The following is a 25,236-nucleotide window of genomic DNA, read 5'->3' as shown; positions in this document are numbered from 1 at the left end:
TGTGCAAATTTATTTTTTATTACCCATAAATATCAACAACTTGATAACTCAATCATTTGACGGTTTTGTAGGCCGGGTAAGGCGTAGCCGCCACCCGGCTTTCACTTTCAGGTTATCCTTAAGGCAAATTCAGCGGTCATCTTCCAGGCTTATCCTTTTTATTCATAAGGATGCCTGACATGAAACGTTTCTTTCTCTCCCTCTTCTCAAGCCCGGAATCCTTACTGCAGGTGATGAGTCAGCAGGAAATTATTGAAGCCGTGGAAGATGGCGACCGCATCATTATCGACCAGGACGGGAACGCCTCGGTGAACTACAAGAGCAACGAGGTGCGGCAGGACTTTCTGCGTCACGTTAACGCGCTGAAGAGGGCCTGATATGGGAACGGCGATATTTATGGTGCTGATGGTCTGCGGGTACTGGTACACCAGCCGAGACCTGTCGACCCGCTTTAAAATCAAGCGTTCCTTTGGCTGGGACGTCTATTTTCTCGTTGCGCTTTACGGCTGTATTTTTGTTCTGCAGGGGGTGATTGCTACGGGGCTGCTCTGGCTGCTGCTGCTCACCCTTTCTGCCGCCAACAACGCTTTCCACTTTGCCTCACCGAAATACACCGACTGGCAAATCGACTTTATGAACTGGAGTTTTTTAGGCATTCAGGCGCCGGTGGTGGTGATGCTGGCGTTTGCCATTCTGTTTTGCCTCTACCGCTCTAACTGGGCAGGCAGCGCCAGGCTGGATGGCGAGAGTCGGAAAAAGCTCTACAAACGGCTTGCGCAGGCGAGCGGGATTGAACAACTGTTCTATCAGTGTATGGAGCAAGGCGAGCTGGCGCAGGTCACGCTCCGCTCGAAGCGGATTTACGTCGGTATGATCCACACCGCGACGCTGGAATATGAAAAAACGGCCAATATCGTGCTGATCCCGATGTTGAGCGGGTACCGGGATGCGAAGACGATGAACCTGCGCATCGAGAATAATTACAGCAGGTGGTATGCGGAGCATGACATTACGCTCGACTCTGAACCCCGCAGCGCCATGTCATTCCGCAAGGTGATTTTACTCAATCAGATTGAGAGCATCTCGCTGTTCGATCCCGCCAGCGCCAGCGCGCTGTCGCTGGCACAGCGGGACGAGAGCCCTGGCCCTAAAGAGACATCCCCATAATTTTGAGTATGCTCTGCTGTGAGGCAGTTTCGAAAAGGACGTTCTTAATGCAGAGCATGCCCTGCTTCTGGTAGAACCGGTGCGCTCCTGCGTTCTGCTCAAGCACTTCCAGCCAGAGAGAGTCCTTTCCCCTGCTCCGGGCCATGCCGATGATTTTATTGAACATGTCCTGACCATAGTGCTTGCCGGTCTCAGCAGGATCGAGGTAGAGCTTGTTGAGGAGAACGCCCCTCTTGTCCGTTTCCGGAAGCATGGCGTCCCAGGTCACTTTCATAAATCCCACTGGCCGATCGGTTTCTGCCACAAACCAGGAAACATGGCACTCGGTCAGGCTCTGCTCAATGACGGAGGGGGCATACTCGGCGTCCAGAAAAGCCGTCATCTCGGCGTCTGATACCCAGAGATGCTGAAAATGCGCGGGATAGATACGATATCCCAACTCGCTTAATAGCGTTGAATCGGCCCCGGTGGCCTGTCGAATTCGAAGCGTCATGGAAGGTACCCCGCGTAATCACCCGCGTTGGGCATGTTGATAGAGGTCCCAGCGGTTGCCGTACATATCTTCAAACACCACCACCGTACCGTACTCTTCCTCACGTGGTTCTTCGCAGAAATGAACGCCTTTTGCCTTCATGACATGGTAATCGCGCCAAAAATCATCCGTCTGAAGGAACAGGAAAACTCTGCCGCCGCATTGATTACCGATAAAACCTTCCTGCCTCTCGTTAGACGCACGAGCCAGCAAAATGTTGCAGTCGCTTTCCGGGTTGGGTGAGACGACCACCCAGCGTTTACCCGGTTGCGGCGTATCCTCTACGAGGGTAAACCCCAGCTTGTCTGTGTAGTACTCAATGGCGCGATCGTAGTCATCAACCACAATAGCCACGCAGCCGAGGCATCGTTTCTGTGTTCTCATTTCCGTTACCTTTACTCTAAATGGTTATGCTCAGCGCTTTTCCACTGAATACGCGCACATAAAAACAGCGATCGCATGCGTAACCCGACGAGCAATTTCTTCATCAGATAAGCTTTTTCTGGCGCCAAGCTTTATCTCAAGGCTTGTCATCCCGAGCCACAACCCGGCCAGGTCGTCAGCCGCTTCGCGCGGGGAGCACGCGATCAGTAAGCCCTTTTCAACGGCTTCACCGATAATTGTCTCCAGCATCTGCTGCGCCCTGCCGGGACCTGCCGCATAAAAACGCGCGGGTAACTCCGGATGACGAATAGCGGCGGAGGCAATTAAGCGGTCCCAGCCCGTCAGCTCGCGCTGGTTGATGAAGCGGACAAAACGGTTGCCAAACGCGGTTAAGACCTCGGTCAACGACAGATGATGCCGCTCGGAAAAATCACTGTCACTGATGGTCAGATCCGATTCCTTACGGAGTACGGCCTCAACAAGCAGGTCTTTATCCGCGAAATTGGCATAAAGCGTGGCTTTTGCCACCCCGGCAACGCGGGCAATTTCTTCCGTCGTGACATCGAGGCCTTTCTCGAGAAACAGGCTTCTTGCGGCCTGCAGTATCGCCTGCTCCTTTGACGGATCTTTTGGGCGGCCTTTCTGCCGAACCTTTTCTCTCATCGTTTACGACCTGACAAAAGCATGCTCATCATGAGCCCCCCGATAACGGTTATGTGTTCAAGCGCGATATGAAACTCCTGGGTGCGCTGGGGCTCGCTAAATTTCCAGAATGGATGCCCCACCGGAATGGTGAGTAATGTAAACACAATCAGCATTGCCGATCCAATCCATCCGTAGCCGGCAAAATTCGAAATCACCAGAGCAGAGCCTACAAGCTGACAGAGAATGGTGCCTGTCGCGAATAAGACGGGCCAGGGGAGACCCACATCCACCATTTCCAGCACAATCTCTCCAAAGTTGAACAACCCATAAAAGCCTGCCATCCAGAAGAAAAAGGTCAATAAAATTCTTGAAAGACAGAGTGTTGTGATAGATGACGTGATTTTTGACACTGAATTATCTCTTTGATCATTTAAAAGACTGGCTAGTCTACTTATTAATTAACAGACCGACAAGCCTGATAAGTGCGATCACCGCCCTGACACTCCAAAACGGGTGGGTGAACATCAGTGTGAGAACGCGCTAGTCTGCCTCTGGTGAATGGATGGTGAGCGATGAAGACATATGGAAATTATTTTGATGCGCCACGGCGAACCCGAATACAGGGGCGCCGGAAAGGTGTCGTACAGGGAAATGGTGGGATGGATCGACAGGTATAACCGCTCTTCAACGGGCCGCGACAGACCTTCGGAGATGGCTCAAATCCTCGCGTACCGCGCACTGACGTTTCTCAGCAGCCCTCTCCCGCGAGCCCTTTCATCGTTGAAAACGCTGGGGTGTGAACCGGGCTTAATTGATGAGGTTTTTCGGGAAGCAGAGCTGCCGGTGTTCCGTATTCCGGGGTTCCGGCTATCGCCTTTTTACTGGGCAGCGCTGTTTCGCGTTCTTTGGCTCTGCGGCCTGTCTGGCGAGTCAGAACGCGTAAGCGCCGCAAAAGAACGTGCCGTTAAGGCGGCAGAAATCCTGGTGAATGTAGCGAAGGACTCTGACGGCCCCGTCTTGCTCATGGGGCACGGGGTCATCAACCGGTTCATTGCAAAAGAACTGATCGCATCAGGCTGGAAAGAACAGACTCGTCCGGGTAAGGGGTACTGGGGAGCGGGGGTTTACAGCATGGTATAGCGGCACATGCTGAGGCTGAGGATTGTTCATCCTCGGCGCACGCCAGCCGACTGTTATTCGCAAATGCTGAATGCACCTGTCAGCCTTCGTCTGGAGGACTAAGGGGATCCTCGCTAGCCCCCGATTAAGTCTGCCAGCGCCCTCTTCAACGACGCGATGACCTCATCCGTCTCCATGCCCATCTGCGCATGAATAATGGCGCCGTCAATGAGCAGCATGATTTCATTGACGACGCGCTCATCCGCAATCTTCGTCAGCGACGCAATAATATTCTTTGTTTCGATTTTATGATCGCGGCATATCGCTTTTATTTCGCTTTCAATATCTTCGGATTTGGCTTCGGCGCTGGCATTAATAAACGCACAGCCGTGGAACTCCGGCGAAATAAACCATTCACAGAGCGTTGCAGAAATCGCATCAGCAGGTATTTCGCCTTCATCGAGATGTCGGCGCAGCGTGGATTCAAACCAGTTAATCCATATTTCATGTCGATAGTGTAAATAGGCGAGAATAAGCAAGCTCTTACTCGGAAAATGGCGATAAAACGTCACCTTCGTCACTTTCGCCTCTTTAATCAGCGTATCCACCCCCGTCGCCCTGAAGCCCGTGGAATAAAACAGATCGTGCGCCGTGAGTAATATTTTATCCCGGACGCTAATTTTTGTTTCGTTGCCTGCGTGTTCGGTTTTCATTTTTTCGACAGCCTCAAAAAGGGTGTTGACAGCGTTATTTTTCAGGCATAGATTACCCCAAGTAGACAGACCTGTCTACACAAAATCACACTGAGGTAACCGCCATGAACACACGTCCTCCTTTACCGCCCTTCACCCGTGAAAGCGCCATCGAAAAAGTCAGGCTGGCAGAAGATGGCTGGAACAGTCGCGACCCGGCGAAAGTCGCGCTGGCCTATACGCTGGATACCCAATGGCGCAACCGTGCAGAGTTCGCCACCAACCGTGAAGAGGCCCGGGCGTTTCTCGAACGGAAATGGAAAAAAGAGCTGGATTATCGTCTGATTAAAGAGCTGTGGGCCTTTACGGATAACCGCATCGCGGTCCGCTATGCCTATGAATGGCATGATGATTCAGGAAACTGGTTCCGTTCGTACGGCAACGAGAACTGGGAGTTCGACCCAGACGGCTTGATGAAGCGTCGTTTTGCCTGCGTAAACGATATGCCGATAAAAGAATCCGAGCGACTGTTCCACTGGCCGCTGGGCAGACGCCCGGACGATCACCCCTCGCTGAGCGATCTGGGGTTATAGGCTCAACGCATCACTCCGGCTTCCCGGAGTGATGTGATTTACAGCGCGCCCAGCTGTTTCATCAGCGTCAGGTTGTCCTCAATATGCCAGTTCGCTGCAATTTTACCGTCACGGATTTCATAGATATCCGTGGCAATAAAATCTATTTTCTGCCCCTTTCCTTTCAGCCTGCCAAATGTCCCGGTGAATGTGCCGTAAAAATGTAAGTGTGAGACCACGCGGTCGCCTGAAATAATCATCTGCTCAACGTCGCAGCGCAAATCGGGCACGGCCGTGCGAAACGCCCGCGAGGCTAAAATAGCGCCTTCCGGCCCCTGCTTACGGCCTTCCGGCGGTGTTTTATCAACAAAGTTTGCCGCCAGGGCATCACGCGCCAGACTTTCATTACCGGTGTTCCAGAACGTGGCATATTCTCTGGCTACGGCTTCATTCGTCTTTAATTGCACCTGGGGCAGGCTCTTGTCCACAATCAGCTGTTTCGGCTGTACCCTTTCCCCCTGCGCGGAAATAGCATTGCCCGACAGACCAGCAAAAATAAGCGCCGCGATAGCGGGACGAAAGCACGTCGTATATTTCATGATGTCTCTCTACAGAGTGTTACGTTACCCGCAGACGATGCCCTGCGGATCACATTAATGAGGGGTCAGTTAATTAACGCCCCGCCCTCAATATCAATGACCGACCCGGTGACAAAGGGGTTGTCCATGGCGAAAAGATACCCTTGTGCGATGTCCTGCGCCCTTCCCCAGGCTTTGGCTGGCAGGGTTTCCGCCGCGCCTGCGAGCATTTTTTCCCGCGCGGCGGCGTCCATCCCCGCATACGCTTCCGTGTCGGTCAGCCCCGGACTCACGACGTTGACGCGCAGCGGGGAAAGCTCTTTCGCCAGCACCTTTGTCGCGGCCTCAATGGCGGCATTCATCGTTGTTTTTACGATGGCGCCCGCCACGGTGCGGCGCGCCACAAACCCGCTGGTGAAGGTCAGCGTACCGCGGGGAGCGATGTTCCCGCTGAGATAGCGGGCGACATTCAGGCTTCCCCAGAATTTTGTATCAAAGGCCTGTCTTGCCGCACGGAGATCCAGTCCGGAAAGCAGCCCGCCCGGCGCCTGTGACCCCGCTGTGACGACAATATTATTGACCTCGCCCAGCGTTTCACTGAGCGCAACAAGCTCTTCCTCACGGCTGATATCGAGCACGAGGGTGCTAACAGACGCGGCATGAGCGCCCAGTCGTTGCCGTGCCGCGTCCAGTTTCGCGCTATCGCGTCCCGCAAGCATAATCTCCTCGCCGCGCCCGGCAAGCAGGGTGCCCACGGCGAAACCGATGCCGGAAGCGCCGCCGATAATTAAGGTTTTACGGGTCATAAAGTTTCCTCCTGCTGGGTGTACGTTGAGTAATCGGTATAGCCCGTGGCGGTGCCGCCAAACAGCGTGGCGGGGTCGCGCACCTGGGCCAGCGGCAAGCGGTGCGCCAGCCGGTGAGGCAAATCCGGGTTGGCAATAAACGGTCGTCCGAAGGCAATCAAATCGGCATAGCCCGCCGCCAGAATTTCTTCGGCTTTGGCAAGGTCATAGTTACCCGCGACGATCAGGGTGCCGCTGAAGGTCTCGCGAAGCGATTGACGGAAATGCTCAGGAATCTGCGGCGCGTCGTCCCAGTCGGCTTCCGCCAGGTGGATAAACGCAATCCCTTTTTGTTCGCACCAGGCCGCAAGCGCGAGTATGGCTTCAGAGACCTGCGGGTCGTTCATCCCGCGCTGGGTAATAAACGGCGAAAGACGGATGCCCGTACGTTCGTGACCAATCGCCTCGGCAATCGCGCTTAACACGTCCTGGGCGAAGCGGATCCGGTTAGCCACCGTACCGCCGTACTCGTCCGTGCGTTTGTTGGAGGTTTGGCGCAGGAACTGGTCGATCAGATAGCCGTTTCCGCCGTGGACCTCCACGCCATCAAACCCGGCCTGAACGGCATTCAAAGCGGCCTGGCGATAGTCAGCGACGATGTTCTGAATGTCCTTGCGTGAGAGCGTTCTCGGCTGCGGGCAGTCAACCATCTGGCCTTCTCCACGCTCATTCACCACCCACACCTGCGCGTCCGGGGCCAGCGCTGACGGGGCGACGGGCTGACCGTCCTGGTGAAAACTGGCGTGCGACATTCGCCCAACGTGCCAGAGCTGAGAAAAAATGACCCCGCCCGCCTGATGTACGGCCCCCGTCGTGAGCTGCCATCCTGAAACCTGCTCCGGCGAATGGATGCCGGGCGTCCAGGAGTATCCCTGACCCTGAGGCGAGATTTGCGTGGCTTCGGTGATGATTAACCCCGCGCTGGCCCGCTGCCGGTAATACTCCGCCATCAGCGCGGAGGGAATGTTGCCCGGCTGAAGGGAGCGCGCGCGGGTCATCGGCGCCATGACGATACGATTTTTCAGGTCCAGCGACCCCAGCCTGTAGCGTTCAAAGAGTGAAGCAGGTTTCATGTTTTCATCCCTTATGGTTTGGATGAAATCACTTTACAGTCCGCATCTGATTTTGATAATTACGCTAAAAACAGATGCACTTTTCGGAAAAGATGAATAATGGGTAAACTCGAAGACATGGCCTTACTGGTGGAAGTCGCCAGGGCCGGAAGTCTTTCCGCCGCCGGACGACGCCTGTCGCTTTCTCCTGCCTCGATGACCGCCAGGCTGAAGGCAATTGAGGAGCGTTACCAGACGCGCCTGTTTCATCGCTCAACGCGATCCCTCACCCTGACCCGCGCAGGCGAAGAGTTTTATCACGCCGCGCTGCGCGTGCTGGAAGAGGTGCAGCACGCCGAGTCGCTGCTGACGCAAAAAGAGGGCGTGCTCAGCGGCAATATTCGCCTTTCCGCGCCCTCGGACTTTGGCAGACAGTATCTCAGCCCCGCCGTCATTGAATTTTCTCGTTACCATCCTGCCGTCAAATTTTACATCTCGCTAAAAGAACACGTTGAGGATCTGGTCGCTAACCGGCTGGATATGAGCGTGCGCTTCGGCAATTTGCCGGACAGCAGCCTTGTCGTCAGAAACATCCGCCCGAACCGTCGGGTGCTGGTTGCCTCCGGGGCGTATCTTAACGACCACGGTATCCCCGCCACGTTTGCCGATCTAGCCCGGCACCGGTGCCTGGCGCTGGAGTCTCAGGGCGTGGTGATGAACGAATGGCGCTTTGAACATGAGGGAGAGGAAAGCGTTGTTCGCGTCGAGCCCGCCATGGTGTGCGACGACGGGGCATTGCTTCGTCAGTGGGCCCTGGGCGGAGCGGGCATCGCCGGGAAATCGTGGTGGGACGTCAAAGACGACGTTGACGCCGGAAGACTTACGGTGCTGTTTGCCGACAGCTTCACCGGCTTTAGCCGCTACGATCGCAAAGATGTCGGGCTGCAGCTTGTTTACCCGCAGCGCAAGCTGCAGCCGCTTCAGGTTACGGCGTTCAGCCAGTTTTTTCTCGACTGGCTTAAAAAACATTAACGTAAAAAACAGTGATACACTTACTCCACCTGGCCGATTGTCCCGTCTTCACGACGTAAGACAGCACAACAGTAACCAAAGTACAAAATGGTCACTCGTTGCCAACCCTGGCTCGTCACGCTAAGCTTACATAATGACTAAAACTATGAACGCCCCATCAATACGTGGTCCACTTGACCATTCTGTCAGAGAGCAAATCGTCGAAGCGGCCTTTGAGCACTTCGGCCATTACGGCTATGAAAAAACCACCGTCGCCGAGCTGGCGAAATCTATCGGTTTTTCAAAATCCTACATTTATAAGTTCTTCGATTCCAAGCAGGCTATCGGCGAAGTGATCTGCGCTAACCGCCTGGAGCTGATTATGGCGGCCGTGCTTTCCGCCATTGAGGATGCGCCGTCAGCCAGCGAAAAACTCCGCCGTCTTTTTAAGTCGCTCACCGAGGCCGGCAGCGAGCTGTTTTTCCACGATCGCAAGCTCTACGACATCGCCGCCGTCGCGTCACGGGAGAAGTGGCCTTCGACGGAAAGGTATACCGAAAGCCTCCTGAAGCTGATTGAGAGCATCATTATCGAAGGCAGACAGGCTGGAGAGTTCGAAAGGAAGACGCCGCTGGACGAGGTCACCTGTGCCGTTTACATGGTGATGTGCCCTTACATTAACCCCGTTCAGCTGCAGTACAACCTTGAAACTGCCCCAACAGCGGCGGTACTTCTCTCCTCACTGATTTTAAGAAGCCTGGCCCCCTGATTAGTGACCATTGACTTTATTGGTCACTAATCACAGAATGCGGAAACTGTCCTGTTACTTCAAAAGGGTTTCCCATGCTCAGGCTCACTTCAGCCCGCCTTGCCATATGTCTTCTGCCGTTTGCCCTCGCGGCATGCGGCGATATTTCCGCGAGTGACGATCCGCGCACCAGGCCTCCGCTTGTCAGATCCGCCTCCGTCGAGAGGGCGAATCCAGCCGCTCGCACCTTTACGGGCGTGGTGGTGGCAAGAACGCAAAGCGACCTGGGCTTCAGGGTTCAGGGTAAAATCCTCGAACGCCTGGTGGATACCGGGCAGACCGTCAAACAGGGCCAGCCCTTGCTGCGTCTGGATCCAGTTGACCTGAAATTACAGGCTCAGGCGCAGCAGCGCGCGGTGGATGCTGCCCAGGCACGGGCGAGAAAAGCCACCAGCGATGAGGCGCGTTATCGCGGTCTGGTGGCGTCCGGCGCGGTGTCCGCCGCGGAGTACGATCAGATTAAAGCGGCGGCCGATACGGCCAGGGCGGATCTCAGCGCCGCCCGGGCGCAGGCCAATGTGGCGCAAAACGCCACGGGCTATGCCGTCCTGCTGGCGGATTCAGACGGCGTGGTGATGGAGACGCTTGCCGAACCCGGTCAGGTGGTCAGCGCCGGACAGGTGGCGATCCGCCTTGCCAGAGCGGGACAGCGCGAAGCGCTCGTGCAGCTTCCGGAGACGCTGCGCCCTGCCGTCGGCAGCGAAGCACGGGCCACGCTTTATGGCCGTGAACAGCACCCGGTCACCGCCACGTTGCGCCTGCTGTCTGATTCCGCGGATGCCGCAACCCGGACGTATGAAGCACGCTACGTGCTGGCAGGCCAGCTGGCGAACGCGCCGCTGGGGGCAACCGTCACGCTCAGCCTTGAAGACCCGAAAGCGGAAGGTCAGGCCATGCAGGTCCCGCTGGCCTCACTCTACGATGCGGGTAAAGGGCCCGGCGTCTGGCGCATTTCCGCCCAGCCGGCAAAGGTCACATGGACGCCGGTTACGGTGCTGAGCGTGGGCGAAGATGCGGTCCAGGTCACGGGCGGCGTGAAGCCCGGGGAGAAGATCGTTGCGTTAGGCGCCCATCTTCTGCACGAAGGTGAAGTTGTCAGGCTGGCAGAACAGCGCCATGCCGCTCCGGCGGAGAACGCGCCATGAGCCAAAGCCGCTTCAACCTGTCAGCGCTGGCCGTCCGCGAGCGTTCCGTCACGCTGTTTCTGATCGTTCTGGTGACGATTGCCGGTATTTACGCCTTTTTTGGGCTCGGGCGCGCGGAAGATCCGCCCTTCACCGTGAAGCAGATGACGGCGATTGCCGTCTGGCCGGGTGCGACCGCGCAGGAGATCCAGGATCAGGTCGCGGAGCCGCTGGAAAAGCGCCTGCAGGAACTCAAATGGTATGATCGTACCGAAACCTATACCCGTCCCGGCATGGCGTATATCACCCTGTCGTTGCAGGACAAGACCCCGCCTTCTGAGGTGCAGGAGGAGTTCTATCAGGCGCGTAAAAAGCTTGGGGATGAATCCCAGCGTCTCCCGGCGGGCGTCATCGGCCCGATGATCAATGATGAATTCTCGGATGTCACCTTTGCCCTCTTTGCTCTGAAAGCAAAAGGCGAACCGCAGCGGCAGCTGGTACGTGATGCCGAAGGCCTGCGCCAGCAGCTTCTGCACGTTCCAGGGGTCAAAAAAGTGAACATCATCGGTGAACAGGCCGAGCGGATTTATATCGCCTTCTCCCATGACCGTCTGGCGACGATGGGCCTCTCACCGCAGGATATTTTCAATGCTCTCAACGGCCAGAATGCCCTGGCCGCGGCGGGCGCCATTGAGACCCGGGGCGCGCAGATTTTTATCCGCCTGGACGGCGCGTTCGATGAACTGCAGAAAATCCGCGATACGCCTTTAGTCGCCCAGGGCAAAACGCTCACGCTGTCGGATGTGGCAACGGTTGAACGAGGCTATGAAGATCCCCCGACGATGCTGATACGCAATCAGCATGAACCCGCCCTGCTGCTGGGCGTTGTCATGCGTGAGGGCTGGAACGGCCTGGCGCTGGGTAAAGCGCTGGATGCGGAGACGGCGAAAATCAACGATAGCCTGCCGCTTGGCATGACCCTGACCAAAGTCACCGACCAGTCCGTGAATATCCGCTCCTCGGTCGATGAGTTTATGATCAAATTCTTCGTCGCCCTGCTTGTGGTCATGGTGGTCTGTTTTGTCAGCATGGGCTGGCGCGTGGGGGTGGTGGTTGCGGCGGCGGTGCCGCTGACGCTGGCGGTCGTCTTCGTGGTGATGGAGGCTGCGGGAATAAACTTTGACCGCGTCACGCTGGGCTCCCTGATCCTCGCCCTCGGCCTGCTGGTTGACGATGCCATTATCGCCATCGAAATGATGGTGGTGAAGATGGAGGAAGGTTACGACAGAATCAAAGCCTCGGCCTACGCCTGGAGCCACACCGCCGCGCCGATGCTGGCCGGTACCCTGGTGACGGCGATTGGCTTTATGCCGAATGGGTTTGCCCAGTCGACCGCCGGGGAATACACCAGCAATATGTTCTGGATTGTCGGCCTCGCCCTGATTGCCTCATGGTTTGTTGCGGTGGTGTTCACGCCGTATCTGGGGGTGAAGATCCTGCCCGCGATCCCCAAAGTGGAAGGCGGCCATGCCGCCATTTATAACACGCCTCGCTATAACCGCTTTCGCCAGCTGCTTGGCCGCGTTATCGCCAGAAAGTGGCGCGTGGCCGGGTCCGTGGTCGCCATTTTCATTCTGGCCGTGCTCGGCATGGGGCTGGTAAAAAAACAGTTCTTCCCGACCTCCGATCGCCCGGAAGTGCTGGTTGAAGTGCAGATGCCCTATGGCACCTCGATTGCGCAAACCAGCGCCGCTACCGCAAAAATAGAAGCGTGGCTGGGCAAGCAGCCGGAAGCCAAAATCGTCACGGCCTATATTGGTCAGGGCTCGCCCCGTTTCTATCTGGCAATGGCCCCCGAGCTGCCCGATCCCTCTTTTGCGAAAATCGTGATCCTGACGGACAGCGAGACGTCACGCGAGGCGCTCAAGTTCAGGCTCAGGGAGGCCGTCGCCAGCGGCCTTGCGCCCGAAGCCCGCGTGCGGGTGACGCAGCTGGTGTTTGGCCCCTACTCGCCTTTCCCGGTTGCCTGGCGCGTGTCGGGGCCGGATGTCAAACAGGTGCAGGACATCGCCGAACGGGTGAAAGCCGTGCTTCAGGCAAGCCCGATGATGCGAACCGTTAACACCGACTGGGGCTCGCGCGTTCCGGTGCTCCATTTCACTCTCGATCAGAACCGCCTGCAGGCGACCGGCTTAACCTCCAGCGCCGTTGCCGGGCAGCTTCAGTTCCTGCTCTCAGGCGTGCCTGTCACCTCCGTGCGGGAAGATATTCGATCGGTAGACGTCGTTGCCCGCGCGGCGGGAGATATCCGCCTTGACCCGGCAAAAATCGAAGGCTTTACCCTGGTCGGCAATGCGGGACAGCGCGTGCCGCTGTCTCAAATTGGCAAGATAGAGGTCGGCATGGAAGACCCGATCCTGCGCCGCCGCGATCGCACCCCCACGATTACCGTACGGGGCGATATCGCCGACAATCTTCAGCCGCCGGACGTGTCGGTCGCCATCATGAAGCAGCTCCAGCCGATCGTTGATTCGCTGCCGGCCGGCTACCGCATTGACATGGCGGGGTCGATTGAGGAGTCGGGCAAAGCCACGCAGGCCATGTTACCGCTGTTCCCGATCATGATTGCCCTGACGCTGCTGATCATCATTTTGCAGGTGCGCTCACTCTCCGCGATGGTCATGGTGTTCTTAACCGCGCCGCTGGGGCTGATTGGCGTCGTGCCGACCCTGCTGATATTTAATCAGCCGTTTGGCATCAACGCGCTGGTCGGCCTGATCGCCCTCTCCGGCATTCTGATGCGCAATACGCTGATCCTGATCGGCCAAATCGATCATAACCAGAAGGACGGCCTCGATCCGTTCCAGGCGGTGGTCGAGGCGACGGTCCAGCGAGCGCGACCGGTCTTACTCACCGCCATGGCGGCCGTCCTGGCGTTCATTCCCCTGACGCATTCGGTGTTCTGGGGCACGCTGGCCTGGACGCTGATCGGCGGAACGCTGGGCGGGACGATCGTTACCCTCGTCTTCCTGCCCGCGATGTATGCGATCTGGTTCCGGATCCGCCCGGTTGAACAACGCGTGCAGCCTGCCACGGAAAGCGTGTAAACTACCATCAGTAGATAACTGACCTGAGGCAAGCATGGTTGTTAAGCGCTTAAGAAAAGAGGACCGCCGCGTGCAGCTGCTGGAGGTTGCGCGTGGAATCGTGCGTCAGCAAGGCACGGAGGCGTTGACCCTTGGCTATCTGGCAGAACGGGCTAACGTGACCAAGCCCATCCCCTACGACCACTTTGGCGATCGTGAAGGGCTATTGATGGCGCTGTACCAGGATTATAGCGATCGGCAGCTGGCAAAATTCCGCGAGACGCTGGCGGTGGACAGCAAAACGCTGGAGAAGACGATCCGCTTTTTCAGCGCGGCCTATATCGACTGTGCGATTGCCGCCGGTCCTGAAACCGGGCCAATCGCCGCGGCGCTGTCCGGTTCTCGCGCGCTGCAGACGTTTCGGGAAGCGTGCGTGGCCGAATGTGCCGACTGCCTGCGCACCGCGCTTTCTCCTTTTATCGTCTTAAAAGGCGTTCAGGGAGAAGCGGTACTGACGGCCATCATTGGCGCGGCGGAGGCGCTCAGCACCGCGGCGGGCAACGGCGTGCTCGCCCGAAATGTGGCAGAAGATATGCTCTGCGGCGCCATGACCGGGGTGCTGGAGACCTACGCGAATAGCACAAAATGATCGCCGGGGGCGGATTGACACCTAAGTTACCAATAGTAATATAGGCGTCACTTCTCCCCCATCTGGAGGTCGCTATGTCTGCAACACATGCCATTAAAAACGCGCTGATCGTGACGGCACACCCGATCGACAATTCGTTATCCCATACGCTGGCAGCCCGCATTGCCGGGAAATTACGCGAGGAAGGTACGCAGGTTGAGATCGCCGATCTGCATGCTGAAGGGTTTAATCCGTCGATGACCCGCGCCGATCTCGATTTGTATCACGGCGATCCGAGCGCCCTCCCCGACGATATTCTGCGCGAGCAACAGCGCGTCGAGCGCGCGGATATGCTGGTATTCGTCTTCCCGGTGTACTGGTGGTCGGTTCCCGCGCTGTTGAAAGGCTGGTTCGATCGCGTGTTAACCCTGAACTGGGCGTATAAGGTGGCCGACGACGGCCGGATTGTGGGCAACTTACGGGATGTTCCCGTCCGCCTGATTGCCACTGGCGGGAGCGATCTTACCGGGTTCGACAAACACGGCTACTCGACGGCGATTCAGACACAGATAATCGAAGGGGTATTTGGCTTCTGCGGGTTGAAGAACGTTAAGCTCGATATCCTTTACCAGGCAGACACGGCGACGCCCGAGCAGGTTGACGAATTCCTGAGCGAGATCGGCAACCTAAAATAATATCGGCTATCCAGCCAGCAACGGCGTGCCTCCTTCGCCATAAGGAGGCACGAGTTCTCGATGTTACTAACCGTCAGGGATCCTGCTGGCAAACCGGAACGCTCTTTCTTGTGATTATTCAAAAAATAACGAGGAAAGGCCAATCGTCATCACTACACTCATAACCACCTGAATCAAGATAATAAAAAAAGCGATCCCACCCAATACCGTGATTTTTCGACGCAGAATGAAAGTTATGCCGGAAAGTACAGCACTGAACAGAATGGCTTTGAGTATATAGGAAAGCGGCACCATGGCCGGGTGACCGGTCTGCACTCCAGCAAGCCCAATGAGACCCAGTAGAAAATTACCGCAAATTCCCCATCCCCAGAAAGTCATCGGTAAGCTCATCTGTCCCGCGACTAATCTTTTCAACATACGCACATCCTTTTTGTGATTTTTTTATCGAAACACAACGGTTTTTATCCAGTCTCTCGCACAGTTGGATTGTGCAATAAGTCGAGCCGACAAATACGCAACTACCAAATATGCTGATATGATTTTGTTCATCTTTACATGCATATTGATGGTATTGAAAAGAACTATCGGCAGCAAATTTTTAAAGTTTAACGGCTCGTCCGGATATGGTTTAAAAGATATATCAGCGAAGGTCATAACATGTTTACGTCAGTTCAGCCAACAGCCCCCCTCACCACCACCGGAACCTTCGGCGGTGCGAGCGTGTCTGTAGTGAACGACTGACAAACAGAACCTCAATCCCCCGCCGGCATGGACGGGGAAATGTTTCTCCGTTCACCACCTTCTGAATGGAGAAAGGAAATGGTTTCATCTGACAATGCTCTCTTGATTATCGACATGCAGCAGGGCCTCTTTCGGGGCCCGGTTTCCCCCCGCTCCGCCGATGCCGTTCTGGCCAATATCCGCTTGTTAATCGCCAACGCCCGAGACGCGCAGGTACCCGTCTTTTTTGCCCGCCATATTGGGCCGGACGACTCCCCCTTCTCAGAAAAGGGGCCGTTAACACAGCTGATACCTGAACTGGACGTGAAGGAGCAGGACGTTGTTTTCACCAAGCGCTATCCCAGCTGTTTTCGGGATACGGTATTGCTGCGAGAACTTAATCAGAGAGGCATCAAACAGCTGGTCATTGCCGGGATGAAAACAGAGTTTTGCGTCGATACGACCTGCCGGGCCGCGCCGGAGCTGGGTTTCAGGACGGTATTAATTTCAGATGCGCATACCACAATGGATAATGACTATTTATCCGCCAGCGACATTATTGCCCATCACTACAACACATTGGCAGGCCCGTTTGTGACGCTGTCGACTGCTCGTGACTGGCTTTTTAGTACGGTGAGTTGACTCAGGTGAGCGCTTATCTCTTTACCCGGCTCGCCTTTTCGCGCGCCGGGCACATAAGAGAATAATTACAGGGTAAAACCACCGTCACCCACCTGTGCCTGAGCATACCATTGCATCAGCTTCTCGGTGCCGGGCTCGTTTTCTGCCGGTGACCATGGGGCGGTATCATGCTCGGGCACGGGCTGATACCCCCCATGTTTAACCTCAAAAATGACGCCGCCTTTATCCAGCGACAGCACGGCATGCCAGGTTCCGGCATCCATCTCCAGGACTTTACACTCTTCGCCTAACACCACGCGCCGGGTCACGTTGCCGCTGTCGTCAAAATTCAGCACCAGAAAGCGGCCGCTCAGCGCCGTCAGCAGTTCAAACGTGTGCGGATGGCGGTGGGGGCGGACATAGGTACCGGGTTCCATTGCAATGGCCAGGCGCTGCACCGGGTCGCTCAGGTCAGGGTGTAAATTACGGTGCGCGCGTAAGCGAGGAGAATGTGCGGCCTGCTCGCTTTGCTGCTGCAGGTCACTGAAAGTAATCTGTTTCATATACACCTTTAGGTATGTGGGCTGTCTGCGGCAATCCGGTTGCCGCAGGACGTTATACCATCCTGAACGGTCGAGGAGCGATGGGATTTGTGAAACAAATCACTGCCGGGCGAGTGGTCGATCCCCCGGCAGGAAGCTCATCAGTAGAACTGACATGAAAACCGCCATTCCCCTTCTGATGACCGGTGAAAGTAACCGATACCGTTATCCGCCCACATCCAGTTTACTTTTTCTTCTGACCCAACCTGAAAAACAAACTCTTCGATTCCCACACCGTGTTGTATCTCAGTCGGAAATCCCCCTACCTTGGTTCCCCTGTAGCGATTGAAATCTTCAAAAAAACTATCACTGGCCTGCTCATCATCATTTACGCAAGAGAGATCAATAATATCCCAGGCATCTTCCCATCCTGGAGCATCGTCAATGACACTCAGCCATTGAACTGGAAACGGCCGATACGGCGTGTCCAATTCAGGCAATGGCTGAAGCCCTTCGAGGCTGGCATACTCGCGAATTAACCATCCTTCACCGTGCGGTTCGTCAAAGGGATGTTGTTCCACATTGTGAAACAACACCAGAAGGGCTATGCCCTTCAACTGGTCAGGAATAACAGGAAGCTCGTCGACCCTGATCTGAAGAAGTGGAAACATGGGTTTGCCCTTCCAGGTGGGTAATCCTTCATCTGCGCGAGAAACGCCCTTCAGAAACCATGACGTAATGGGATCTTCAGGCGGCCGGAACCCACCGACCTGCGCGACCGATGCGGGTCTTAGCCTGGTCCGGAGTTCTTCTAAAACTGACGCACTCTCTAATCTCATGTTTGCTCGCCTCTGTAGACGCTTGTCGGACAGATATTCTGCAGTTCATTGTAAGTTAATCATCACATCTGGAGAATCTCATTGAATAATAAAACCTATGTTGAGTAAAACTCACATTGATTCCCACTATTTCTCGTTTTTCAAACGTAATCTCATTGAAATACCATCCCTTCATTCCCGGTCTCTTCCTGACCTGGAACAGAGAGCGAAACTCAAATAATAAATACACCTGCATGCATATGGAGTACGTATGACACTCGATGTTTTATTTCATCTAATGAAAATGATCTCACCTGAAAAAAACATCGCGGGTGAAAATATACATGCGTTAATAACGTTACTTTCGTCAGAAAACGATAGCGCTGAGGTCCTTTCGCCCTTTATTCATCGACTGCATCTTCTGTCTTTCGCCCAAAGCAATCCGGGTAACGCCGAAGAGTTGCTCTCTGCGCATTTACCCAAAGACGACGGGATCCTTCCGGTTCTGGACTTCGCGGACTGGCCCCGGGTGCGTTACGCCGCTTCAGGCGAAGTTCAGACGCCTGAATCTGAGGAGTACTTCCGCGAAATGACATCGGCTACCAATCTGTTACGTTCTGCGCTGATCGAAGCTGAACGCGCAAAGGGAACCCCTGCGCTATATATACTGGATAAATTACTCAACCTGAACAGCGCCCTGCCGGAAAGATATAAAAAGATGGCGAATATTCCCTACGCATAAATACGTTCACTGTGCGGAATATTTCCCTGTTAATATTCCGCTATTTATTAAATCCGCTTTTCATTGAAATCAAGACAGACAATATCCAAAGAGGGCACCACTGGCGCATTAAGGTTAAGCCAGGCCAGCAACCGTTCAATACTCTGTCCTCTGAGCGAATTTTTGGGCCAGACAAGGTAGTAACCGTCCCCTGTTGCTATCGCCTCCCTGAAGGGCAGCGCGAGAAGGCCGCTTTTCAGCGCGTCGAGCGTGAGCCGGAGATCCGCCATCGCTACGCCGTGTCCGTGCATGGCCGCAAGGCTTCCCTGCTCCAGGGTGTCGAACACGATCCCGCCGCCCATGTCGAGGCCGGGGAATAAGCCCGTCCTTTTCAGCCAGCGCTTCCAGTCCCGTCTGTCCGGTGACGGATGAATAAGATCGCACTCTGGAAGCTGCTGCCGGGCAGGCTCCAGCAAAGACGGCGTACAAACCGGAATAAGCCATTCGCTGAACAGCAGCCGGCTCTCCGTTGACTCGCCAAAATAGCCGTTACCGAGGAGGATCGCACAATCGTAGGGCTCGCGGCTGAAGTCAACGGTGTCGAAGTCCATCCAGACGCTGGCGATTTCGATTTTCGGCTTCGCGTGGTTCTCGCGAAAGGATTTAAGCACATTAAGGAGCCATCGCATCGTCAGGGTGCTGGGGGCTTTGAGGCGCAGAAGGTGGTTTTCACTTTTGAATGCGCGACAGGCCCACTCAATATTCGAGAAACTTTCGCTAAGCTGCCCGGCCAGAATGCGCCCGGCATCGCTGACCTCCACTCTCGGCCCCTGCCGCTTAAACAGCTCGCAGTCAAACCACATTTCAAGCGTCCGGACATGCCTGCTGACCGCCCCCGGCGTGATATTCAGGACTTCAGCCGCTTTGCTAAAGGAGTTCAGCCGTGCGGCAACTTCGAACGCGCGCAGCGCATACAGTGGCGGTAAAGACATATGTTCCCTTTTTGTCAGGTGTAATCATGCAGGTTTTGTATTATCGGCACTCGATGACGTTTCATCCCATTCCTCAGCCGGAAACGTCAGCAGCAGCACCCTGAGCAGGGACTCAAGCTGTGCGCGTTGCGCCTCAGAGAGGTTTCTCAGCAGCGCATTTTGCGTTTCCGTGTGTACGAGCAGCGCCTGTTCGATACGCTCCTGCCCGTGCGGCGTCAGGCTGACGAGCGAGCTGCGCTTGTCGTCGGGATCGGCAATCCGCCTGATAAAGCCTTGCTGTTCAAGATGGTTGAGCCGGTTCGTCATCGCCCCTGAGGTGATCAACAGGGATGTATACAGCTGCGTGGGCGAAAGGCAGTACGGCTCCCCGGCGCGGCGCAGCGTGGCGAGGACGTCAAACTCGCCCTCGCGAAAGCCAAACGGCGCCATGGCCAGCGCGCGTTCTTTTCCCAGGTGCTTCATCAGCCTGAGCATTCGGCCAAAAATTTTCATCGACGAGGCGTCCAGCTCGGGCATGGCGCGGCTCCACTGGCCGACAACGAAGTCTACATGGTCTTTCATCTTCACCCCGTATGGCGTGGGAATTTATCGAGTTGTGCGGTACATCTTACACTAAAACAGATTTTATCTTAACGTTAAGATAAATGCTCGCGGCAATTTGCCCGGGCCATTCACACCCGAAAAGGATGCCATGTTGAAACGCACGTCACCGTTACTCTTCGCTATTATCGCTTTTATCGTCGGGCTGAACCTGCGCCCCATTCTGGCCTCGGTTGGCCCCCTGTTCTCCGTGCTGCAGCGCGAAGCAGGGCTGACCGCGACGCAATTCAGCCTGCTGACGACCCTGCCGGTGGCGATGATGGGACTGGCTGCCCTGTGTGGCCCCTGGCTTTTAGCCAGGGCAGGTGCCGTCAGGGGAATTATGCTCGGGCTGTTCATCCTGCTGGTAGCCTGTTCATTACGCGGTTTTAGCACCTCGCTGACGGGCTTGATGGGCACCGCGTTACTGGGCGGGGCCAGCATCGGCACGATCCAGGCGTTAATGCCTGCCCTAATAAAAAAGGCGTATACGCAAACGGCCAGCACGATCATGTCGCTATTCAGCACGGGCATTATGGCCGGTGCGGCAGTCGCCGCCGCCAGCGCCGAGCCGCTGTTTTCATGGCTCACGCTCAAGCCCGCGCTGGCTATGGCAGGCGTGCTCGCGCTGCTGGCGCTGATGCTGTGGTTGCCCCTGGTTAAGCAGCCTCAAGGGGAACAAACAGCACATGAATCCGTTACGCTCTCTTCCTCCCGGACTGGACTCCTTCTGCTCTTTTTCGGCGTGGGGACGGGTGCCTACACGCTGGTCTTAGCCTGGCTGCCCCCGCTCTATATTCAGGCAGGATGGTCCGCACGCAGCAGCGGCTATATGCTGGCCTGGCTGACCTTAACCGAGGTGGCCGCCGGGTTTGCCGTCTCCGCGCTGATCGGTAAATTCCCCGACCGCCGTGTTCCGCTGATAACTGTACTGTTACTGCTGCTGGCGGGATTACTGTGTCTGGTCTTCTCTCCAGGTACGACGCCGGTCTTATCAACCTTGCTGCTTGGCATCGGTATCGGCGCCCTCTTCCCGCTGTCGCTTATCGTCACGTTCGATCATGCGCGAACGCCCGCGCAGGCCGGGAAGTTACTGTCTAAAGTTCAGGGAGGAGGATATATGATCGCCGCGCTCATGCCGCTAGTTGCCGGGATCGTTCGCGACAGTTCGGTCTCGCTGAACAGCGCATGGCTGGTGATGAGTGCGGGAGTCGTGCTGTTGATCGCTATCGCGTTCACTTTCAAACCCGCCGTGAACGTGCAGGCGCGGTGAATGCGGTACCAGAAATGAGAGTCGTATTTCAGACAGCTCTACGCTAAATTCCATCATTTCAGGCTATTAAGGAGTGGATATGTCGCAGACGTTACCGGGAATTGATGTCATGTTCGTCGCCGGGTTCGGGCCCATTTCACAGGATACAGCGTCCAGCACCGCGTTTTATATCCAGACACTCGGTCTGCCGCTGAAGCCGATGGAGGGCAATGCCGATTATCTGCTCACTGAAGAGGGACGCTTACCGGGCGTGAAGCATTTTGCCGTCTGGCCGCTGTCACAGGCGGCAACGTCCTGTTTTGGTGAATCGGAGTGGCCCGTGGAGCATCCGATACCGCAGGGATGGATTGAATACGAGGTGCAGGATCTCGATTCCGCTACCCGTGTTCTGAGTGAAAAAGGCTATCGGTTGTTGGTCGCCAACCGCACGGAACCGTGGGGGCAAACCGTTACTCGCCTGCTCAGCCCGGAAGGTTTGCTGACCGGACTAACAGTTACGCCGTGGCTGCGTGGATAGAGGATGTTATAAGGTGCTGGCTTATATCACGATAGGGACAAATGACTTTCAGCGCGCCGTGAACTTTTATGACGCTATTTTTAACGTGCTGGGCTATTCACGTCTGCCCGCCTGGACTGATAGCTGGGCAATGTGGGGAAACGAAAATCATCCGGATGACGAATTTAGCTTCTGCATTTGTCCTCCTTTTGACCAGCAACCCGCGACGGCGGGAAACGGGACAATGTTCGCATTCAGAGCCGATAGCGCGGAAATTGTCAGACGCTTCCATGCAGTGGGCCTCCGTGCGGGAGGAAAGGATGAAGGCGTGCCCGGTACACGAACCGCCTACGGCCCCGATTTTTATGTTGCCTATCTGCGCGATCCTGACGGGCATAAACTGGCGTGCGTTTGCCAGCATTATTCTCCTGATGCAGATAAGCTATCAGGCGAAGAAGAGTCACTTCACTAATAAAATTTTGCGATAAGGACCGGTAGACACCCAGTCCTGCGGAGATCACTTCAGCTCCAGCGTGCTTATTACATGGGCAATATCCGCGATGTCGCCAGCTGACAACGGTTGCAGAGGGCGAGGCAGGCAATCCATGTCGGTAAGCCCAAGCACGCCAGCCGCAGCGGCAATAACGCGAATACTTCCGCCATGTTTACGGAACAGCGACCACAACGGCTCAAGGCGGGTTGTCAGGGCTGTAACGCGTTGACGATCGTTTGCCGCCGCAGCTTCGGTGATTTGTTTCGCCATCTCAGGGAACAGACCGCCACACAAGGAATACCACACTTCACAACCGGCGTTTAATCCCAGCCCCGCATAAGCGTCGCCACTAATACCGATTGTTACGCCAGGGCGCAAATGTTGACGTAACGCATTCACCCTTTCAATCGCTGCAGCGGGGCTATCCGGGACGCCAGGGATCTTGACCGAGCGAACCCCCTCAAGTGAGGAGAGACGACCGTGGAGTTCATCCGTAAAGGTAAAATGCGTAGTGCCCGGATTATCATAGATACACACCGGTACAGACGCGTGCCGGGTAACGGTCTCAAAGAGTGAAAAGACTTCTTCGTCACGGAGTGGCTGGTAGCTGACCGCCGGGAGTAACAGCGCATTCGCACCAGCTGCCTGTGCATCCTCTGCCAGATGCAGAATGGCATCGGTACTGACCGCTCCCACACACACCATAACGGGGATGTTCCCTGCATGCTGTTTAGCCAACGTTGCTACGCGCTTGCGCTGCTCCCGGGTCAGATAGGCGTAGCTTCCGGTTGACCCCAGGATGCCCATAGAATCAACCCGAGCGTCTGTAAGACGGGAAAGAATATGGCTAAAACCCTTTTCATCCACGCCGCGGGTAGTGACTGGGGTTAATGGAAACGCCGACAAACCGGTAAACATAACTGTTTCTCCTGAAGGGTATTACAGCTGTTGTTCTTCGATGAGAGCAACTTCAAACCACAGACCGGGCATCATTTTTTCCAGGCCGTCGGTCAGCATCTTCCCGGCTTCGTGAAGTCTATCCAGCGGCATCTGCGGGAGACTCTCCAGAATGAACCACATTTGCTGAGCCTCCACGCCTAAGCGGGTTCTGATCCCCTGTCGCCAGTTCCAGCGACGGCAGGTCACGCCGATATCATCACACCAGATAACCTCGCCTTGTGAAGGATACTCAACGGTGGCCTCTCCCTCTTTGACGGTATCAAAAGGCTCTGTTCCTTTTGCCATAGTCAGACGCGGCGCCCCCTGATAGGCAGAGAGATTCTCTCCACCAACCGGAACGGCATAGCGGAGACTAACGGCATTATAAAGATCAACGATAGGATCGAGCGCTGGCATCGTTCCGTCACGTAACACGCGCTTGCGTAACGCATCTGCTGAGCAAGGGGTGCGTTTAGGTTTAGCACCAAACTTTTGAAAAACGTCGGCCCATGCCGCCAGATGAGAGTCCGCCCAATCTGGTTCACCGGCCAGAACGGCTTCACAGGCTTCACGCAGCGCCGTTTCTCCAGCGTCGGGATTAAGCACTGGCGCAGCTTTTACGCAAATGCTCAGTGCACGAAAACCGGGAGCAATACGATAAATTTCAGGGGTAATTGACGGAGATACTGTTAGCACGTGATAATCCTGTAATGACCAATTTATTCCATGATAATGACCAATGACCAAAAAAGTCAATTTAATGACCGATGCAAACGCTATCGTCAACACTGTGAATGAAGCCGTATCTCAGCGAATTAAACTCTATCGTAAGCATAAGAAGATATCCCTCGATGAACTCTCCCGTCGGGCAGGCGTCAGCAAGGGAGCGCTGGTTGAGATAGAGGGATGCCGGGCGAATCCCAGCATTGCCCTGTTATGCCGCCTGGCTGCCGCAATGGGGGTTTCGGTGGCTGACTTTGTGGATGTCAGTTCAAAACCGACCGTGCATCTCATTGCTGAAGATGAGATCCCAGAATTGTGGGAAGGTGAAAAAGGCGGGAGAGCAAGATTGCTCGCAGGGTCAGGTGGCCCTGATATGACCGAGCTCTGGATGTGGGAAATGCAGCCGGGGGAAAAGTTTGCGTCCCCCGGCCACACGGAAGGTACGCTTGAACTGTTTTATGTGCAGTCGGGCACGCTCACACTCGGCGTTCAGGAACACGTGTATCGGGTAAATACTGGCTGTTCGGCTACCGCCAGAACGGACGTTCCTCATTTCTATGAAAACCAGGGGGAGAACCCGCTGGTATTTATCATGACAGTATTTGAAAAAGCATCCTGAGCATTCCCCGGCATAGAGGACAACCCTGTGCCTCATCACAAGTAGCCCAAAAGGAGAAGTTCGGTGAATAATCAGCATCTGCGTTTTACCAAAGACAAATTTATTGTCACAACCGATCCCAGTTTTTTTCAGCTGGAAACCATTCACGATTACCTCTCGCAATCGTCCTGGGCTCCTGGTATTGATGCTGAAACGGTCAGGATATCAATCCAGAACAGCCTTTGTTTCGCGCTCCTGGATGGAACAAGACAAATCGGCTTCGCCCGTCTGGTCACAGACTATGCCACTTTTGGTTATTTGTGTGACGTCTACGTGCTGAACGATTATCAGAAAAGTGGTCTTGGACGTTGGCTGATTGAATGCTGTCATGCCCATCCATTGTTGTCACGTCTGCGACGGATAATGCTGGTAACCGACAGCGCGCCATGGTTATACCAGAAGCTGGGGTATAACCCATTGAACCGACCAGATTTTGTCTGGCAAATCAATCGACCCGATATTTATCGTAACCCCGGGCAAAAATAAAAGTACTTTTCAGAGAGTAATGATAAATGTGAATCCGCAGGGCCTGTCACTCTGATGCAGAAGAATTTGCTCTTTTAGCCTAACGAATCTTACGACATCCGCTTCTGGCACAGGCTGTGTGAAAACTACTGATCACTTTTTGGTCTAAGTAGTGGTTTTATATGATCAACCATTCTTGATAAACCAATGCAGAAACTTACTTTATTTAATAAAATTAGAATCATACGATTAAATAAA

32 protein-coding genes are annotated in these 25,236 nt (G+C 55.3%); 17 read left to right on the top strand and 15 right to left on the bottom strand.

Annotation, left to right across the window (positions count from 1 at the left end; translation table 11 throughout):
* Window positions 1-179 precede the first annotated feature (179 nt).
* Together LLF79_RS25090 and LLF79_RS25085 are read left to right on the top strand one after the other, a co-directional pair.
* The gene (locus tag LLF79_RS25090; protein WP_008502331.1) at window positions 180-377 is read left to right on the top strand and encodes a hypothetical protein; all 198 of its coding nucleotides are present in this window, start codon (window positions 180-182) and stop codon (window positions 375-377) included.
* 1 nt (window position 378) lies between these two features.
* Window positions 379-1,167, top strand: coding sequence for a hypothetical protein (locus LLF79_RS25085; protein ID WP_227880578.1), 789 nt, complete (start codon window positions 379-381; stop codon window positions 1,165-1,167).
* Here LLF79_RS25085 and LLF79_RS25080 read toward each other — a convergent pair.
* The 4 genes from LLF79_RS25080 to LLF79_RS25065 are packed head-to-tail and all read right to left on the bottom strand — an operon-like array spanning window position 1,148 to window position 3,138.
* Window positions 1,148-1,660: a GNAT family N-acetyltransferase gene (locus LLF79_RS25080; protein WP_227880576.1), complete on the bottom strand. Its 513-nt coding sequence runs from the start codon at window positions 1,658-1,660 to the stop codon at window positions 1,148-1,150. The two genes, LLF79_RS25085 and LLF79_RS25080, sit on opposite strands and share 20 nt — an antisense overlap.
* A gap of 18 nt (window positions 1,661-1,678) precedes the next feature.
* Window positions 1,679-2,083 (bottom strand): VOC family protein, encoded by a 405-nt coding sequence (locus tag LLF79_RS25075; RefSeq protein ID WP_227880574.1) that lies wholly within the window; start codon window positions 2,081-2,083, stop codon window positions 1,679-1,681.
* Between the two features lie 30 nt (window positions 2,084-2,113).
* Window positions 2,114-2,746, bottom strand: coding sequence for a TetR/AcrR family transcriptional regulator (locus LLF79_RS25070; protein ID WP_021241367.1), 633 nt, complete (start codon window positions 2,744-2,746; stop codon window positions 2,114-2,116).
* Window positions 2,743-3,138, bottom strand: coding sequence for a DoxX family protein (locus LLF79_RS25065; RefSeq protein ID WP_023292497.1), 396 nt, complete (start codon window positions 3,136-3,138; stop codon window positions 2,743-2,745). The genes LLF79_RS25070 and LLF79_RS25065 overlap by 4 nt, the downstream gene beginning before the upstream one ends.
* A gap of 172 nt (window positions 3,139-3,310) precedes the next feature.
* On the opposite strand from LLF79_RS25065, the gene LLF79_RS25060 reads away from it, so the two are divergent.
* Entirely contained in the window at window positions 3,311-3,868 is a 558-nt protein-coding gene (locus LLF79_RS25060) for a histidine phosphatase family protein (RefSeq protein WP_227880573.1), read from the top strand.
* Window positions 3,869-3,981: 113 nt separating this feature from the next.
* Here the strand turns inward: LLF79_RS25060 and LLF79_RS25055 are convergent, their stop codons facing one another.
* Complete coding sequence (locus LLF79_RS25055; RefSeq protein ID WP_227880572.1) at window positions 3,982-4,560, bottom strand: TetR/AcrR family transcriptional regulator; 579 nt, start codon at window positions 4,558-4,560, stop codon at window positions 3,982-3,984.
* A gap of 104 nt (window positions 4,561-4,664) precedes the next feature.
* On the opposite strand from LLF79_RS25055, the gene LLF79_RS25050 reads away from it, so the two are divergent.
* Entirely contained in the window at window positions 4,665-5,132 is a 468-nt protein-coding gene (locus LLF79_RS25050) for a nuclear transport factor 2 family protein (protein ID WP_021241363.1), read from the top strand.
* 38 nt (window positions 5,133-5,170) lie between these two features.
* On the opposite strand, the gene LLF79_RS25045 is transcribed toward LLF79_RS25050, so the two are convergent.
* The 3 genes from LLF79_RS25045 to LLF79_RS25035 all read right to left on the bottom strand — a co-directional run bounded on the left by LLF79_RS25045 (window position 5,171) and on the right by LLF79_RS25035 (window position 7,607).
* Window positions 5,171-5,710: an ester cyclase gene (locus LLF79_RS25045; RefSeq protein WP_227880571.1), complete on the bottom strand. Its 540-nt coding sequence runs from the start codon at window positions 5,708-5,710 to the stop codon at window positions 5,171-5,173.
* 65 nt (window positions 5,711-5,775) lie between these two features.
* Entirely contained in the window at window positions 5,776-6,495 is a 720-nt protein-coding gene (locus LLF79_RS25040) for an SDR family oxidoreductase (RefSeq protein WP_032645915.1), read from the bottom strand.
* Window positions 6,492-7,607, bottom strand: coding sequence for an alkene reductase (locus LLF79_RS25035; protein ID WP_063452922.1), 1,116 nt, complete (start codon window positions 7,605-7,607; stop codon window positions 6,492-6,494). The genes LLF79_RS25040 and LLF79_RS25035 overlap by 4 nt, the downstream gene beginning before the upstream one ends.
* 99 nt (window positions 7,608-7,706) lie before the next feature.
* On the opposite strand from LLF79_RS25035, the gene LLF79_RS25030 reads away from it, so the two are divergent.
* The 6 genes from LLF79_RS25030 to LLF79_RS25005 all read left to right on the top strand — a co-directional run bounded on the left by LLF79_RS25030 (window position 7,707) and on the right by LLF79_RS25005 (window position 14,938).
* Window positions 7,707-8,618, top strand: a complete 912-nt coding sequence (locus LLF79_RS25030; RefSeq protein WP_227880570.1) for a LysR family transcriptional regulator — start codon at window positions 7,707-7,709, stop codon at window positions 8,616-8,618.
* 133 nt (window positions 8,619-8,751) lie between these two features.
* Window positions 8,752-9,366, top strand: a complete 615-nt coding sequence (locus LLF79_RS25025; protein ID WP_031275020.1) for a TetR/AcrR family transcriptional regulator — start codon at window positions 8,752-8,754, stop codon at window positions 9,364-9,366.
* Window positions 9,367-9,440: 74 nt separating this feature from the next.
* Window positions 9,441-10,550 (top strand): efflux RND transporter periplasmic adaptor subunit, encoded by a 1,110-nt coding sequence (locus tag LLF79_RS25020; RefSeq protein WP_063435512.1) that lies wholly within the window; start codon window positions 9,441-9,443, stop codon window positions 10,548-10,550.
* Window positions 10,547-13,636, top strand: a complete 3,090-nt coding sequence (locus LLF79_RS25015) for an efflux RND transporter permease subunit (protein ID WP_227880566.1) — start codon at window positions 10,547-10,549, stop codon at window positions 13,634-13,636. Before LLF79_RS25020 ends, LLF79_RS25015 begins: the two co-directional genes overlap by 4 nt.
* A gap of 34 nt (window positions 13,637-13,670) precedes the next feature.
* Window positions 13,671-14,264 (top strand): TetR/AcrR family transcriptional regulator, encoded by a 594-nt coding sequence (locus LLF79_RS25010; RefSeq protein WP_008502347.1) that lies wholly within the window; start codon window positions 13,671-13,673, stop codon window positions 14,262-14,264.
* Window positions 14,265-14,338: 74 nt separating this feature from the next.
* Window positions 14,339-14,938: an NAD(P)H-dependent oxidoreductase gene (locus tag LLF79_RS25005; RefSeq protein ID WP_023292508.1), complete on the top strand. Its 600-nt coding sequence runs from the start codon at window positions 14,339-14,341 to the stop codon at window positions 14,936-14,938.
* A gap of 114 nt (window positions 14,939-15,052) precedes the next feature.
* Here the strand turns inward: LLF79_RS25005 and LLF79_RS25000 are convergent, their stop codons facing one another.
* The gene (locus LLF79_RS25000) at window positions 15,053-15,355 is read right to left on the bottom strand and encodes a hypothetical protein (protein ID WP_023292509.1); all 303 of its coding nucleotides are present in this window, start codon (window positions 15,353-15,355) and stop codon (window positions 15,053-15,055) included.
* Window positions 15,356-15,757: 402 nt separating this feature from the next.
* Between LLF79_RS25000 and LLF79_RS24995 the strand changes: the two genes are divergently transcribed.
* Complete coding sequence (locus tag LLF79_RS24995) at window positions 15,758-16,300, top strand: cysteine hydrolase family protein (RefSeq protein WP_227880564.1); 543 nt, start codon at window positions 15,758-15,760, stop codon at window positions 16,298-16,300.
* Between the two features lie 65 nt (window positions 16,301-16,365).
* On the opposite strand, the gene LLF79_RS24990 is transcribed toward LLF79_RS24995, so the two are convergent.
* Together LLF79_RS24990 and LLF79_RS24985 are read right to left on the bottom strand one after the other, a co-directional pair.
* Entirely contained in the window at window positions 16,366-16,842 is a 477-nt protein-coding gene (locus LLF79_RS24990; protein WP_008502351.1) for a WbuC family cupin fold metalloprotein, read from the bottom strand.
* Between the two features lie 140 nt (window positions 16,843-16,982).
* Entirely contained in the window at window positions 16,983-17,660 is a 678-nt protein-coding gene (locus tag LLF79_RS24985) for a DUF1963 domain-containing protein (RefSeq protein ID WP_045353922.1), read from the bottom strand.
* 250 nt (window positions 17,661-17,910) lie between these two features.
* On the opposite strand from LLF79_RS24985, the gene LLF79_RS24980 reads away from it, so the two are divergent.
* Complete coding sequence (locus LLF79_RS24980) at window positions 17,911-18,381, top strand: hypothetical protein (RefSeq protein ID WP_087855467.1); 471 nt, start codon at window positions 17,911-17,913, stop codon at window positions 18,379-18,381.
* 47 nt (window positions 18,382-18,428) lie between these two features.
* Here the strand turns inward: LLF79_RS24980 and LLF79_RS24975 are convergent, their stop codons facing one another.
* Together LLF79_RS24975 and LLF79_RS24970 are read right to left on the bottom strand one after the other, a co-directional pair.
* Entirely contained in the window at window positions 18,429-19,352 is a 924-nt protein-coding gene (locus tag LLF79_RS24975) for a LysR substrate-binding domain-containing protein (RefSeq protein ID WP_025911317.1), read from the bottom strand.
* A gap of 24 nt (window positions 19,353-19,376) precedes the next feature.
* The gene (locus LLF79_RS24970) at window positions 19,377-19,913 is read right to left on the bottom strand and encodes a MarR family winged helix-turn-helix transcriptional regulator (protein WP_047748977.1); all 537 of its coding nucleotides are present in this window, start codon (window positions 19,911-19,913) and stop codon (window positions 19,377-19,379) included.
* 130 nt (window positions 19,914-20,043) lie between these two features.
* Between LLF79_RS24970 and LLF79_RS24965 the strand changes: the two genes are divergently transcribed.
* From LLF79_RS24965 to LLF79_RS24955, 3 genes are all read left to right on the top strand, one after another.
* The gene (locus tag LLF79_RS24965) at window positions 20,044-21,204 is read left to right on the top strand and encodes an MFS transporter (protein WP_227880563.1); all 1,161 of its coding nucleotides are present in this window, start codon (window positions 20,044-20,046) and stop codon (window positions 21,202-21,204) included.
* Window positions 21,205-21,283: 79 nt separating this feature from the next.
* Window positions 21,284-21,721, top strand: coding sequence for a VOC family protein (locus tag LLF79_RS24960; RefSeq protein ID WP_025911323.1), 438 nt, complete (start codon window positions 21,284-21,286; stop codon window positions 21,719-21,721).
* 13 nt (window positions 21,722-21,734) lie between these two features.
* Window positions 21,735-22,172 (top strand): VOC family protein, encoded by a 438-nt coding sequence (locus tag LLF79_RS24955; RefSeq protein ID WP_072050282.1) that lies wholly within the window; start codon window positions 21,735-21,737, stop codon window positions 22,170-22,172.
* Between the two features lie 45 nt (window positions 22,173-22,217).
* On the opposite strand, the gene LLF79_RS24950 is transcribed toward LLF79_RS24955, so the two are convergent.
* Together LLF79_RS24950 and LLF79_RS24945 are read right to left on the bottom strand one after the other, a co-directional pair.
* Window positions 22,218-23,111: a dihydrodipicolinate synthase family protein gene (locus LLF79_RS24950; protein ID WP_227880562.1), complete on the bottom strand. Its 894-nt coding sequence runs from the start codon at window positions 23,109-23,111 to the stop codon at window positions 22,218-22,220.
* A gap of 21 nt (window positions 23,112-23,132) precedes the next feature.
* Window positions 23,133-23,828 (bottom strand): B3/4 domain-containing protein, encoded by a 696-nt coding sequence (locus LLF79_RS24945; protein WP_227880560.1) that lies wholly within the window; start codon window positions 23,826-23,828, stop codon window positions 23,133-23,135.
* A 43-nt stretch (window positions 23,829-23,871) separates the two neighbouring features.
* Between LLF79_RS24945 and LLF79_RS24940 the strand changes: the two genes are divergently transcribed.
* Both LLF79_RS24940 and LLF79_RS24935 read left to right on the top strand, forming a co-directional pair.
* Window positions 23,872-24,474: an XRE family transcriptional regulator gene (locus tag LLF79_RS24940; RefSeq protein ID WP_227880558.1), complete on the top strand. Its 603-nt coding sequence runs from the start codon at window positions 23,872-23,874 to the stop codon at window positions 24,472-24,474.
* Between the two features lie 63 nt (window positions 24,475-24,537).
* On the top strand, window positions 24,538-24,999 hold the full coding sequence (locus tag LLF79_RS24935) for a GNAT family N-acetyltransferase (protein ID WP_227880556.1): 462 nt from the start codon (window positions 24,538-24,540) through the stop codon (window positions 24,997-24,999).
* Window positions 25,000-25,236: the final 237 nt, after the last annotated feature.

Origin of the sequence: Enterobacter cloacae complex sp. 2021EL-01169 (assembly GCF_020733125.1) — a bacterium.
GTDB classification, from domain to species: Bacteria; Pseudomonadota; Gammaproteobacteria; order Enterobacterales; family Enterobacteriaceae; genus Enterobacter; species Enterobacter roggenkampii.
Note: the sequence above shows the minus strand (reverse complement) of the source record. Positions and strands in the feature narration are given on the sequence as shown.